This window comes from Clostridium sp. HV4-5-A1G (assembly GCF_900184915.1).
GTDB classification, from domain to species: domain Bacteria; phylum Bacillota; class Clostridia; order Clostridiales; family Clostridiaceae; genus Clostridium_B; species Clostridium_B aromativorans.
Window position 1 is genome coordinate 13,921 of the sequence record NZ_FXYI02000025.1, and the last position, 13,854, is coordinate 27,774.

Annotated in this window: 13 protein-coding genes and 1 other annotated feature (1 of these 14 only partly in view); of the genes, 4 read left to right on the top strand and 9 right to left on the bottom strand. The window is 34.7% G+C overall.

Annotated elements, in window-relative coordinates; translation table 11 throughout:
- Positions 1–53 (top strand) — a binding site (T-box leader) (it extends 190 nt beyond the left edge of the window).
- A gap of 160 nt (positions 54–213) precedes the next feature.
- Positions 214–1,062: a glutamate 5-kinase gene (gene proB / locus J5G60_RS04650; RefSeq protein ID WP_150355827.1), complete on the top strand. Its 849-nt coding sequence runs from the start codon at positions 214–216 to the stop codon at positions 1,060–1,062.
- A gap of 132 nt (positions 1,063–1,194) precedes the next feature.
- Here proB and J5G60_RS04655 read toward each other — a convergent pair whose 3' ends face one another.
- The 3 genes from J5G60_RS04655 to J5G60_RS04665 all read right to left on the bottom strand — a co-directional run bounded on the left by J5G60_RS04655 (position 1,195) and on the right by J5G60_RS04665 (position 4,043).
- Complete coding sequence (locus J5G60_RS04655; protein WP_150355828.1) at positions 1,195–1,998, bottom strand: hypothetical protein; 804 nt, start codon at positions 1,996–1,998, stop codon at positions 1,195–1,197.
- Between the two features lie 18 nt (positions 1,999–2,016).
- Complete coding sequence (locus J5G60_RS04660) at positions 2,017–2,784, bottom strand: MerR family transcriptional regulator (RefSeq protein ID WP_150355829.1); 768 nt, start codon at positions 2,782–2,784, stop codon at positions 2,017–2,019.
- Positions 2,785–2,861: 77 nt separating this feature from the next.
- Positions 2,862–4,043: a DUF362 domain-containing protein gene (locus J5G60_RS04665; protein WP_236035148.1), complete on the bottom strand. Its 1,182-nt coding sequence runs from the start codon at positions 4,041–4,043 to the stop codon at positions 2,862–2,864.
- A 429-nt stretch (positions 4,044–4,472) separates the two neighbouring features.
- Here J5G60_RS04665 and J5G60_RS04670 point away from each other — a divergent pair, with 429 nt between their 5' ends.
- The gene (locus tag J5G60_RS04670; protein WP_150355831.1) at positions 4,473–6,638 is read left to right on the top strand and encodes a YhgE/Pip domain-containing protein; all 2,166 of its coding nucleotides are present in this window, start codon (positions 4,473–4,475) and stop codon (positions 6,636–6,638) included.
- 26 nt (positions 6,639–6,664) lie between these two features.
- Positions 6,665–8,827: a YhgE/Pip domain-containing protein gene (locus J5G60_RS04675; protein ID WP_150355832.1), complete on the top strand. Its 2,163-nt coding sequence runs from the start codon at positions 6,665–6,667 to the stop codon at positions 8,825–8,827.
- Positions 8,828–8,967: 140 nt separating this feature from the next.
- Here J5G60_RS04675 and J5G60_RS04680 read toward each other — a convergent pair whose 3' ends face one another.
- The 3 genes from J5G60_RS04680 to J5G60_RS04690 all read right to left on the bottom strand — a co-directional run bounded on the left by J5G60_RS04680 (position 8,968) and on the right by J5G60_RS04690 (position 10,589).
- On the bottom strand, positions 8,968–9,864 hold the full coding sequence (locus tag J5G60_RS04680; protein ID WP_150355833.1) for a permease prefix domain 1-containing protein: 897 nt from the start codon (positions 9,862–9,864) through the stop codon (positions 8,968–8,970).
- A 3-nt stretch (positions 9,865–9,867) separates the two neighbouring features.
- The gene (locus J5G60_RS04685) at positions 9,868–10,203 is read right to left on the bottom strand and encodes a PadR family transcriptional regulator (RefSeq protein ID WP_150355834.1); all 336 of its coding nucleotides are present in this window, start codon (positions 10,201–10,203) and stop codon (positions 9,868–9,870) included.
- A 182-nt stretch (positions 10,204–10,385) separates the two neighbouring features.
- On the bottom strand, positions 10,386–10,589 hold the full coding sequence (locus tag J5G60_RS04690) for a hypothetical protein (RefSeq protein ID WP_150355835.1): 204 nt from the start codon (positions 10,587–10,589) through the stop codon (positions 10,386–10,388).
- A 205-nt stretch (positions 10,590–10,794) separates the two neighbouring features.
- Here J5G60_RS04690 and J5G60_RS04695 point away from each other — a divergent pair, with 205 nt between their 5' ends.
- Positions 10,795–10,995: an alpha/beta-type small acid-soluble spore protein gene (locus J5G60_RS04695; RefSeq protein ID WP_150355836.1), complete on the top strand. Its 201-nt coding sequence runs from the start codon at positions 10,795–10,797 to the stop codon at positions 10,993–10,995.
- Between the two features lie 119 nt (positions 10,996–11,114).
- On the opposite strand, the gene J5G60_RS04700 is transcribed toward J5G60_RS04695, so the two are convergent.
- The 3 genes from J5G60_RS04700 to J5G60_RS04710 form a co-directional block, all read right to left on the bottom strand.
- The gene (locus tag J5G60_RS04700) at positions 11,115–11,552 is read right to left on the bottom strand and encodes a hypothetical protein (protein ID WP_150355837.1); all 438 of its coding nucleotides are present in this window, start codon (positions 11,550–11,552) and stop codon (positions 11,115–11,117) included.
- A 133-nt stretch (positions 11,553–11,685) separates the two neighbouring features.
- On the bottom strand, positions 11,686–13,098 hold the full coding sequence (locus tag J5G60_RS04705) for an amino acid permease (RefSeq protein WP_150355838.1): 1,413 nt from the start codon (positions 13,096–13,098) through the stop codon (positions 11,686–11,688).
- A gap of 215 nt (positions 13,099–13,313) precedes the next feature.
- A partial coding sequence (locus J5G60_RS04710) for an RNA-guided endonuclease TnpB family protein (protein ID WP_207876514.1) occupies positions 13,314–13,854 on the bottom strand: 541 nt, incomplete at its 5' end.

A 13,854-nucleotide genomic window follows, 5' to 3' on the forward strand; every position in this document is an offset into this window, starting at 1 on the left:
GCAGTTCTTACTGAATTTAGGTGGCAACACGGAAAAGTATATTCGCCCTAAGTTGATTTTAATCAACTTAGGGCTCTCTTATTATAAAGTAAGTTTTTAAAAAAGATATCTAAATTAGATAATTAAACAACATAATCATTTTATCATATTTAAATGAGACCAATATTCAATTATATTCTATAAAAACTAAAATACAGAAAGGATTGGCTTATTATGAAACTTATAAAAAATCGTATAGTCATAAAAGTGGGTACATCTTCTATTACAAGTAAAAATTATGGAATAAATTTTCAGCACATTGACAAGCTAGCTCAAGTCTTATCTGGTGTCCAGAATTCAGGCTATGAGATCATCCTCGTTTCATCCGGAGCCATTGCCGTGGGAACAAATAAAATGGGGTTGATTGAGCGTCCCAAAGAACTTAGAATAAAACAAGCTGCTGCTGCTGTAGGGCAATGCGAACTCATGCATATTTACGATAAATTCTTCAGCGAATACGGTAAGATTGTTGCCCAGATACTTCTAAGTGAAGAAGATGTATACCAGGAAGAAAAAAATCGCAATCTGATAAACACATTCGATTCCCTTTTAGAGAGAAATATTATTCCTATTGTAAATGAAAATGATTCTGTAAGCCATCGGGAAATTGAATCCAGCCAAAAAATATTTGGTGACAATGATACACTTTCCGCAATAGTAGCCGTACTTTGCAGGGCAAAGAAATTAATTCTTATGTCAGATATAGATGGGCTCTATGAAAGTGATCCAAGGTTAAACCCCAACGCAAGACTTATCCAACAAGTTAGTAATATTGATGAAAATATCCGTAAACTGGCAAAAGGTTCTAGTTCAAACCGTGGTACCGGTGGAATGATCACAAAGCTTGATGCAGCCCAAATTGCCACTTCACATGGCATTGATATGATTATAACCCATGGTCAAAGACCAGAGAATTTATACAGTATTATTGAAGGTAAACAAATAGGAACTTTATTTGTTGGGAAAAACAAAGACATTCTTCACACAAAACACCGTGTTTTGACAGCTCCTATTCACATATGACCGTCAAAATTAAAATTTATAAATTGGGAACAACACTAAGATATTATACAGCTACAGCAAATATAACATATCATGCTGCAGTTGTATTATTATTGTACAAATTCTTCTATTCAAGTTTCTATCAATGTCATTTCAATTTCTTCTAACAACTACAAAAAATAGGCTTACCAAAAAGGTTATCATAGAGAATATCACTGCCACAACTAAAAAACTCGTTACTAAAATATTATATTTTATCAAATTAACCTCCTGAATATATTTCGACAATCCAAAAATATTCAATATAAACAGTATGAAAAATATAGCTGTCAATCCTATTGAAGCACCTCTTATATCGGCCAAACTCAGCGATATATGAGAAGATATGCATATGGATATAAACAGAAATACATAAAAATAAGGATTTTGAAAATTTCCAGTTGAGAAAATATTCTTTACGAGTCCGAGATAGGAATGTGCTATTCCCATAACTGTGGATTTATCTATTGTTTCCACGTGGATATTTCTCATTAAGATATTCATAAAATTATTATAAGTTTGTGGAATGCTCACATACATCAGAGCAACCATGCAGGCAATGCCCCCAAAAATGGGGGCTATCCCTATAAAAAAATTTCCTATTTGCTCATAAATACTGTTTTGATCATAACTGTGCTCTACGTATCCCATGACACCGTTGGCATCCGGCTTTTGAAGCAATTTAATGGCAGTAATTCTATGCCCAAACAGCAGTGCAGCTATTCCATGGCTGAGTTCATGTATGGGCACTCCAATAAAACCAGTTACCATTACTGCCTTGTTTCCAAGACTTCTTTGAAAATTTATCAGTGAATAATTTCTGAGCATGCCCAAAAGAAAACCTACAAATATCATCATACCTGTCAAATTGGCAGTTTCTACACAAGTCTTAATGAACAATTGTATTAAAAGCTTCAAATCTCATCATCTTTCTTTCTATTTCTTCATACCGGTATAAATAAAAATAGCATCCCTTAAAAATTTGGCCATTCCAGGTTTTCTCTTGTCATAATAAGCTGTAAATCTTCTGTCATCCACATACATCTGTGCAACACCTACATGAGCTTCTTTTGAATAGCTGTCCCAAAAGTAGGAGAGCCACCTCCTGTGCATATCTGCTGCTTTTTGTGCCAGTTCTCCCCCCGGGTTTTTTGTCTCAAAGGCACTTTCCAATGTATCCATTATATCACTTTGCAGTTTTTCAGCTTCCCTATACTGATTTTCAGTCATATTTCTGAATTTTTCATTGGATCTCTCAACAGTATCATCACCGTACTTTTCCCTGATTTCCCTGCCATATTTCTTTTCGTTGCCTTCTATAAGCCTTTCCTTAAAGCCTTCAAATTTTTCACTATCTGTCATCTTAATTCTTCCTTCCCTAAACGCAATGGTTTTTTCCACATTTGAAATGATCAAATCCAATTTACGCCTTTTTTCAAGGAGTTTCTCATGGTGCTTTTTCAGAGCCTTTACAGTATCAAAACTGGTGGAAGTCACAATATTCTTTATATCTTCCAGATTAACCCCTAGTTCTTTATAAAAAAGTATCTGCTGAAGTCTATCCACTTCCATCTGTCCGTAAATTCTGTATCCTGATGAATTGATTCTGGCCGGCTTCAGTATTCCAATTTCATCATAATACCGGATTGCCCTTTTACTGACTCCAGAAAGTTTACTGAGTCCCTGTACTGTATAATATTCCATGTTTTTACCTCCTTGTAAATTAAATATAAACCTTTACGCAGCGTTAATGTCAATAGGAAAAACAGCCAATGTATTCATCAGCGGGAACAGGCTAATTTATCAAGGATTTTTCTCAAAAATGGAGTTTTTACCTCAATTGCCTTTTGAGGGCACATTTCCTGACAGCAGTAACATCGGATACATTTGTCATAATCGTACTGGGGAATCGTTCCCATGTCCTTATCAAGTTTTATGGCCTTTCCTTCTACAGGACAGCTATTTACACATATTCCACAGCGGATACACCTTTCCTCTACTACATAGGGTCTCTGCCTTATGAGCTTCATAAGCCATTCAACTCTATGAAAACCCGCTTTTTTTATATCTCCACGATAGACATCAAAATTCATTTTTCCATATTTCTTGACAATCTCCTCTATTGGTTTTTCTCCTTGAGGAGTTAAAATCTCTATATTCTCATCATGCCAGTTTCCAAGTCCCCATACTTCTCCGTTTACATTGGTGGGCACTGATTCTGGGTCAAGATTGATGAGCCTGCAGAAGACGCTGTCAAGAGCCACCGGATCCCCGGACATGAGGATAACATTCATCTTTACAGGTCTTCCCGACGAAGGTCCATTTCCCTCCATGGCCACAATTCCATCCATAATATGGAGTCTTGGCTTTATCATTACATGCAGATCACAGAGCATTTTTGCAAATCTGTCTGCATTCTGATACTTTGCATGACTCAGCCCCTTGTTGAAACCATATATGCAGCCAAATATATTTTTCACAGCTCCAGTAACACGTTCTAGGGCATGGGTTTTCATTTTACAGACATTTATAACTGCCTCAACATCTAAAGCCCCCCTGCTTATTACAAAACTTTTTGCAACTTTTCCCTGTGGAAAATCAACTTTTTCTCCCTGCCTAAAATCAGCTTCCTCAATTCCCAATTCTTCAGCTGCCCTGGCAATTCCAGCAGTATTTGATATTTTCGTAGGATTGCCATTTCCCGGTGAATCACCATATGAAATCTTATTATATCCACTTTCCTTCAGAACTCTTGCCACAGCTTTAAAAACCGACGGATGAGTTGTTATAGCTTGATCCGGCACTGCCCTTTTTAAAAGATTGGGTTTTAAAAGAATTTTTTCATCTTTTCTCATAAAATTTTCTATTCCACCTAGAAGCTCCAGCCCTCTTTTAACGGTTCTATATACTTTATCTTCATCATAGTCAGTACATTCAAGTAGTATAACTCTACTTTTTTTCAAATTACAATCCCTCCTTTTCTTCATTTTCTCATAAGGCAAACTTATCCAGGTGCATAACAGTACTTGTCCCCCACCTTATGAAGTTGGGAATATTAACAATGTATTCTTCGGATAGATGTCCTTTTGTTAGACATTACACCATAACTATATAATGTAATTATAACATTATTTCTATGGAAAATCAGGCATAAAAAAGACACCTTAAGACTTCTCTTTCCAGAATTAAAAGCTATTTTTCATCTTGATCTTTGAGCTCATCCAAAATTAGAATACAGATTAGTAAATAAGGATACCATATAAATACTCAAAAAATTTACCGGTATAAAAATAATTATTTTAGGTAACTTTAGCCGTTTTTATAACAACATCAATTTCAATTAAAACATTTAAGAAACACATTTTCCAGTTATTTTATAGGAGTGATATGAGATGATAAAGAATATCATAAGTATATTTAAAAGAGATATAAAAACCATCATAAAAAATAAAGCGGCACTAGCAACTGTACTAGGATTATGTATAATGCCCTGTTTATATACACTGGTAAATGTGAGGGCAATCTGGAATCCTTACTCCAGTGCCAAATTGAGTAATATTTCTATAGCCGTGGTAAACAGGGATCAGGGTGCTCTATTTCAGGATAGGAATATCAACATGGGAGATGAAATTGTAAATAATCTAAAAAAAAATCATAATATTGGATGGAAATTTGTCGACTCAAAAGAAGCCGATCAGGGAATGATGGATGGAAAATACTATGCTGAAATTGAGATACCTGAAGATTTTTCCTCCGATCTTTCAAGTATAATTACGGATAATCCAAGAAAGGCTCAGATATTTTATAAATCAAATACAAAGACCAGTCCTATGGGAAGCAAAATCACCGAAGGTGCAGTTAACTCCCTTGTGAGCTCCATAAAATCCAATTTTGTATATTCAGTAAACAAAGCTATATTTTCTTCTCTGAATATTATAGGGAAAAAAGCAGAAAAAAATAAATTTCAGATAATAGACCTAAAGAATTCAATAATAGCTCTAGGTGACAATATGGACCTCGTTACAGCTGTACTTGGAGGCATAAATGACAATGCCAGTGATATTGCACTGATTCTTACTCAATTAAAACCCATTATTTCTACGGCCGGAAATATAAATATAACAAATCAAGTACCTGTCGGCAATAAAGAACTCATAAAATCAATAAAATCTTCCCTAAACAATTCCTTTGACAACATTCAAGTAAACTTCAACAATGCCAAAGCAGATATTTATAGACTTCAGACCCTTGCGGACAATTTGAATTCATCAATTGAAGATGTAAATTTCTCTAACATAAACTCCACAGCGGACAAGATGAATTATCAGATAGATATGTTAAATGGAGAAGTTGACTCCATAATAGATTTTTTGCAGACAGTAAACGGGTTTGCACACAACAGCAGAATATCAAATCTTTTAAATTCCTTAAATGATGTAAAAAGTCTTTTGAATATTGAGAGGAATAATATAAATAATCTTCAGCAGAGTTTAAACAATACAAATCAGATAAACAGCAGCTTGAATAATTCTATAGTTCACAATACATGGAATGTGAGTTTGAAGCTCATTGATTCTGTCAACCAGTACAATAATGAAGTAAAAGGAGAGTTAGATGCAATAGCTGATGATTTAATAGCATCCTCAAATAATTCTGCCGATATTTTAAAGACTGCAGAATTTATGAATAAGCAGGGCATCAAATCTATAAATACCTTGATAGATGGAAGCAGACTTATAGCTGATTCCTCTGGAAAACTTGAGAATCAGCTTCTTCAATTTAAAAAGCCTATTATAAATGCCAGTAACAAACTAAAACTTACAAATAACAAGGATATAGTGAAAATAATAACCATACTTCAAAACGATCCTGAAATAATGGGAAATTTTATGGCCAATCCATTTAATATAAAGGAGGAAAATATTTATACAATTCCAAACTTCGGATCAGCATTTGCACCTACTTATATGACAATTTCCATATGGGTTGGATGTACCATGCTTGCAGCAATGCTTAAAACAACTGCAGCCAAATTTGAAGGATCTGAAAATCTATCATTGAAAGAGGAGTATTTTGGAAAGATGCTGCTTTTCGTTTCAATTTCTATAATACAATCTCTTATAATTGTATTTACCACTAAATTTATACTCCATGTTTATACTGAAAATTTCTTCCTTATGATAATTTTTGGATTGATTTCATCCCTGGCATTTTCGACAATAGTATACAGTATGGTGTCCATATTTGGAAATCTTGGAAAGGCAATTGCTGTCTTATTAGTTGTAGTACAGCTTGCAGGGAGCGGTGCTACTTATCCTATACAGCTTAACCCATTAATTTTTAGAATATTTCAGCCTTTCTTTCCGTTTACCTACAGCCTAAGCGGATTTAGAGAATCGATTGGAGGGCCTCTTATAAGTACTGTAGTCATAGATTTTTCAATACTTGTTCTTATGTCTGTAATTGCCGTATTGGTGGGATTGTTCTTGAAAAAGCCTCTCTATGGGATAATGAATAGATTTCATAGTAAATTTATAGAGTCAGGTATTGGAATATAAATATTGATAATAGGAGTGACACCAGCATGAATACTGTATTTAAAATATTAAAGAGGGATTTTAAAAACATAACAAAAAATTTTGCTGTGCTCATAACGATTATAGTATTCTGCTTTCTCCCATCCTCCTATGCACTTGTAAATATAAAAGCGTCCTGGGATCCCTACTCAAAGGCCAATACCAGCAGACTTCCCATTGCAGTTGTCAACAAAGATGAGGGCGGCAGCATTAATGAAAGGACTATAAATGTAGGAAATGAGATTATAAACGAGTTAAAAAAAGACAGGAGTATCAACTGGGTTATCATAGATGAATGGCAGGGAAATTACGGGCTCAATACTGGAAAGTACTATTCATTGATAGAAATTCCTGAAGATTTTTCAAGTAGACTTCTCACGCTTGCCACCTCGGAACCTCAAAAACCAAATATAGTATACAGAGCCAATGAGAAATTGAATGCAGCGGCTACTGAAATTACAAGCCAGGCAAAAGATGTGCTGGCGGATCAGATTAAATCAAACTTTGTAAAGATAAGCAGCAGGGAAGCTCTCAAACAGATGAATTCCATCGGCAAAAAGTTAAACAATTATAAACCTGAAATTCTACAAATTAAAGACTCGCTGGAGGATTCCATCACAGCCATATATAAAACAAAAAAATATCTGTCGGAGGTAAACGAAAATTCAAGGGAGATACAGGATTATTTAAATAAGCTTAAAAATGACATTCCAAGACTTTCCAGACAGATTGAAAGCCTTCAGGATATTGTAAATCATGGCAGATCCCTTGCACAGTCCACAAAACAAACTATAAATTCAGCACAGAATAATCTGTCAAACGGGATAAATGAACTTCAGAACCAAAATACTCAGCTTCAATCCCTTTTGTCAAGTCTTGAAAATACGGACAATGAATTTGTAAATTCTAGTGCCATAAACAATACTATAGATCAGCTAGATAATCTAAATGATTCGATGATTGAAAAAATTGACAGCAGTTTCAAAACACTCAATGCTATAGATGATGTGTTGCCAAACAATGGTGCGGTGGAGCTCATAAATACCCTGTCTAGAATGAAGAATTCCATACAGATGGAAAAAGGTTCTCTTGCACAATTGAAGCAGCTTGTGAACAGTAATGGTTCAAAGGAAAGTACAGATTCAATTATAGCTCAGCTCTCTAAAATGAGAAATGAATTGTCATCGGATGCAGTGAATATATCCAATGTTTTTTATTCAAATGCCAGCCAGACTTTGAACAACATGAGCAATAATATTGATAGGAGTCTGGAAATTTATGAGGGTATACTTCAATCTACAAGAACGATTATTCCTCAGCTTAATTCACTGGCAAATGCAGGTGCCTCTATCAGTGAAATATCAATATCACATGTAAACCAGATAAACAAAAGGCTTGGAGATATTCAGAACAGATTAAACCAGCTAAGCAAAGATACGAATATGATAAATGAAAAGAATATTGATCATATAATAGAAATAATGGAAAAAAGTCCTGAAATTTCAAGTCTATTGTCATCTCCGATAGAGTTGAAAAACGTTCAGCTCTATAATCTTGGATTATTTGGATATGGAGTCACTCCTTTTTATACTACGCTGTCAATATGGGTAGGTATACTTCTTCTTTCAACTATACTTACGCTGAAATGCAAAAAATTTGGAGATGGAACAAAGGTCAGCATGATTCAGGAATATTCTGGAAAATTATTTCTTTTCATGGGACTCTCTTTAATACAGACATCTATAACTCTACTTGGAGAATTTTTGCTTCTTGGAATAAGACCTGTGAATATACCTGCCATGATAGAAGTTGCATTTGTGGTAAGCATAACATTTTCCATAATAATATTTACATGCATATTTATATTAGGAAATGTAGGGAAAGCCCTGGTAACAGTTCTTATGATATTCCAGATTTTTGGAACAGGCGGCATATACCCTCTTCAAATTATTTCAACAAGACTTGCCAACATGGCGCCATTTTTACCATTTACCTATTCCATAAATGGGTTTAGGGAAGCAATTGGAGGTCCCAACTGGGATCATCTTCTTAAAATATTTGGAATGCTTGGCTGTTTTACAGGAATATTTCTTCTCATTGCCCCCCTTAAAAAGGTATTCCAAAGGCAGATACAGCAGATGGAAAATGACTTTAAAAAGTCACAGCTATAATGTGAGTTTATTTGTGCTGACAACAAAAAAATATTTATAACCATACACTCCACGGCAGCATCACACCCATATTTATCAGCAAATATTACAGTTGTAATTCCCGCTGGCATTACAGTTTTGCCAGCATATTTCTTCTACAATCAGGATCTATTTTTCATTTTGATCTTTGAACTCATCCAGAGTTCTATAAGTACTTCACAGGCAACTGCAAATAAAAATACAACCCAGGAATATTTAAAACCAATTATAAAACCCAATAATACAAAAAGCGCCGCCGCAAACAGCCAAAGTGCTCCGGATAAAAGCCCTCTCTGCTCCATGGTTTTTGCATCTCCACATGCAGTAGCATAATTCTCCTTAAACATTCTTTCTCTCTCCAATACCCAGGGTTTATGTCTTTCTTTTTCAGTGAGCAGTAAAAATACAAGCACACAGAGACCTGGAATTACAAAAGGCATAAGACTTCCAGATACGGATTCAAGCCCCATTCCGTCCATAAAATACAGCATGGCCGAAACGCAAACTCCAAACACAATCACAGCAGATGAAATGCCATATATCAGGGCACGTTTCCATTCCATAGGGAAATCGGTGTTTGTTTCCTGAGTAAGGCCCAAAAATACAAACATGGCTGTGGAAATTGAAATAAATACCGGTAGAGTAGATACCCCCGTGGATATTTCACCTGTGCTAAAATAAGTTGTGAATGCTGATATTATAGCAAACAGCGCAATGGCACCTGCAGCTACATAACCAACAGCATGCTTTTTGTCAACCTGTATTCTTGAATGTACATACATTTGGTCAATGACCTCCTTCCTCTTCTGCCGGCTTATCTGATCTGCAATTTTAGTGATATCACCTAGTTCAGCTGCTGCCTTTTCAAAGGCTTTTTCATCAGACTCGCTCTGATTTTTAAACTCTTTAATTCTCTCCTGCAGATTGATTGCAATTTCTTCCTTGAAATCCTTGAGCTCGGGAGTATCTTCATAATCCCGAAAAAGTCTATCTATATAAACCTGAACTTTCATATCCATTTTTCATTCCTCCTCCAACAATTTATTGAGTATCCTCTGAGAGAATTCCCAATCTTCCTTATTTTGCCTGTAAAGTTCTCTTCCCTTTTCAGTAATTTTATAGTATTTGCGCCTCCCTCCCTGAGACTCATCTCCCCAGTAGGAAGTAATATATCCACCCTCCTCCAGCCTCCTATAGCTTGAATAAAGGGTTGCCTCTTTCATTTCAAATTGATTTTGAGTTTTTTCCATGATAGATTTGTGAATTTCATATCCATAGCTGTCACCTTTTCTCAAAATGGCCAACACAATGGTATCTGTATGTCCCCTAAGCAGATCTGACGGTGTTTTTAAAACCATCTCATCACCTCCCCGGTATATTCCTTTGACCATCCAATTATAATGTATATCATATTATAATGTATATCATATTAATATGATTGTCAATATACTTTGATGAAAAAATTGGTCAAAATCATTTAAGTATAATTTTGACCAGCTCTTTTAAAACCTGTAAGATAAACAATACTGCATTTTAGGCTCTAAACTTTGGATAACTTTTCTATTAAATTTTCAACATTTTTTGCAGATATATATTTATCACCCTTTTTAACTAGAACTTTCTCATGACATTTTGAGCATTTGTGGAGACAATCTTTTGTTTTGAATTCAATTTCATTATCCTTTAGAATCCTGATTAAATCCTTGTAATTCAGGGTATGCTTGCACACTTTAATTTTTGACATATGAACACCTTCTCGCACTAATTAAAATCAATTATTTTATAATAACCATTATACTCTAATGTATATAAATTTTCCATGTTTATCTGTTTTTGTTCTTGCAAATATCTGCTAAATATTTCTCCAATTTCATAGACTAACTTACTCATATATACAAAAACTAAAATGTCACCAAAAATATATTACAAATTAAAGGAGGCTTTTGTTCATGTCAAATAAACCTTTGGTTCCAGAGGCAAAAGAAAGATTAAACAAGCTTAAAATGGAAACAGCAAATCAATTGGGGATTGATTTGAACAAAAAATATATTGCAGGCTTAACCTCAAAAGATGCTGGAAAATCAGGCGGCACTATTGGTGGACAGATGGTCAAAAAAATGGTCCAGTCTTACAAAAACAGATTTAAGTAATAAAAGTCCATACTCAATTTGAGCATGGACTTTTCAGATTGTAGACAATAAGATACGATTTTAAATTTAAAGATTCCAGTTTATCTATGATACAGTTCACTTCTGATATTAATTCCATATTATATTAAATCCATAGCTGTCTCTTTTAATAATTTTATTTTGCATTCAGGATTCATAGTTATAAAGTCATTGATATTCTTGGTCATTTTAAAATAATTTATAAAATCCTGCTGCTTAGCATTATCTATATTAAGTTTATATGCAATATTATCTAAAAATTTTATTTCTTTCTCATCATATGATCCATCTGCTAAAGCCAATCCAAGTAATTCAAAATAAAGTATATTTTTAATTCTGTCTGTAGATGATGCTAATTCTTCAATAGCTGATTCATATGTTAGTTTTTCTATAGTTTCATTGTTTAAAGAAAGTTCTTTGATATAGTCATCTATCAATATTTGCTCACTATGAGCAAACACTTCATCTGCATTAGCTAGAGCCTGAACTAAGTTAATAAAGATAATGGATTCTCTTTTATTAAATTCATTTATAAACATATTGGTCACCTCATTTTAAATTTAACATACATTGTTATAATATTATATCATAATAAAAGTGCCGTTCACAGCGATTTAAAAAATTGCTAATGCAGCAGCACCTTTTATTTCAACTCTCTCATTCTCATAATTATTATTTATCATCCATATTTTGTTTTGGGTTTTTCTCATCCTCCATCAACTCTTCAGAAAACTCAGTAGATAGTCCTGCAGTATTTCTCTTTACATTTTGATACTTGAATTTTTTTATATTTTCATAATATTTTATTCCTGAATAGATCAGCGAATAAAATAAAATTATTATTATTCCTGCTATAAGTCCCTGAGATTGCCCCGGAACAAAAGGCATACTAAAAATAACAGCAACAAGGGCTGCCATTGTGAACCAATATGCATATCTATTTTTTATCTTTCTTCTTTTAGAAAGTTTAATTTCTGAAGCCAGAATCATGACATAGGTAAAAAGCAGTGCAAATCCTCCCGAACTCACTAAAAATAAATAAACTTTTGGAAATAAAAGTCCCAGCATCAATCCCAAAAGCATTGCAGCACCTGAAAAAATCATCCCCCTATAGGGGACATCTCTTTTGTCCTTCAATAATTTAGGTGCAAGACCTTCCTCTGCAAGAGAACGAATCATTCTCCCCAAGCCAAACATAGCTGCCAGCATAGTCGAAAGTATGGCAGTAAACATAACTATATTTATTGCATTCCCGGCCCAGCTTATTCCCCACCTATCCAGAGCCACAACCATAGGACTTGCATTTTCAGTAAGTATTCCTGTAGGTATCAACGGAAGAAGCACAGCTACAGAAACTATGTAAAGTCCCAATAAGCTCAAAACAGTATAATTGATGGCTCTTGGAATTGTTTTTTTAGGATTGTCGGTATCTGCAGCAGCCAGGCCTATTATTTCAAATCCTGCATAGGCAAACATAACTGTAATCATACTTCCCAGTATACCTTTTATACCACCCGAAAGCAGTGGTTCATATTTCAACTCACCTACACCCACCGGAGAATTTCTCCCAATAAGTCCCATAATTAAAAGCAGACCGATAATTATAAATGACACTATAGCCAATAATTTAAATGCAACCAATCCACTTTCAAACTTGCTCAATTTATCGGCTCCAAGTAAATTAAGCAGTGTAACCACAACAATTACAGCACTTCCAAATAGTCCAATGGGCACTCCTGGAAACCAGCTGCGCACTAAAATGGAAATAGCAGCTGCCTCACTGGACATAGCCAGGATCATGCCAGTCCAGTAAACCCATCCCAAGGTGAACCCAGCACCTGATCCAAAAGCTTTCGTAGCAAATGACCTGAAAGATCCTGATGATGGATATTTTTCCGTCATATCCGAGAGTGCGGAAAGTATAAAATAGACTAAAATTCCTGCTACTACATAGGATATCATAATAGCAGGTCCTGCAGCATGAATAGCAACTGATGATCCGATAAAAAAAGATCCTCCAATTATGGTACCCAGTGCCATCATAGTGACCTGCCATGCAGACAGACCTTTACGTTTGTTTTCCACTTAATACCACCTCAAGTTTATATAATCTTGAGTATAGTATTTCTTAAAACATGGAAAACATTCTGGCTTTCATATAAACAGCTAATGAAATATCTGTAAACTGGATTGTGAACTACCACCACCTATAGAAGTAGATGGCTTCTTAGTCAATATTCCTAATGGAACAAGTTTACCTAAGCTCTAAAGGTTGAACCAACCTCAGTGTATTGCCAAAATTATATGGCTAATTTCAGCAGATTTTTGCTGGCGTTTATATCCCTGTCATGGTGTGTGCTGCATTTAGGACAGGTCCATTCCCTGAGTGCAAGATTTTTTACTTCTCTATTCTTATATCCACAAACTGAACACAATTGACTACTTGCATAATTACCGGGTGCCACTATTATTTTTCTGCCATACCATCCAGCCTTGTATTCCAGCATTCTTCTGAATTCACTCCAGCTTGCTTCGCTTATTGCCTTTGCCAGCCTGTGATTCTGCTGCATATTTTTAACTTTCAAGTCCTCAATAACTATAGATTGGTTTTCTCTGATTAGTTTTATTGATAACTTATTTAAGAAGTCTGCCCTTTGATTCACTATCTTCTCGTGTAATTTAGATGATTTTAACCTAGCTTTTTTTCTGTTATTACTGCCTTTTTTCTTCCTTGACAGGTCCCTTTGAAGTTTGACAAGCCTTTTTTCTGATTTTCTCAGATATTTTGGGTTGGCCTCTCTATATCCATCTGAACATATTGCAAATTCTTTTAGCCCCATA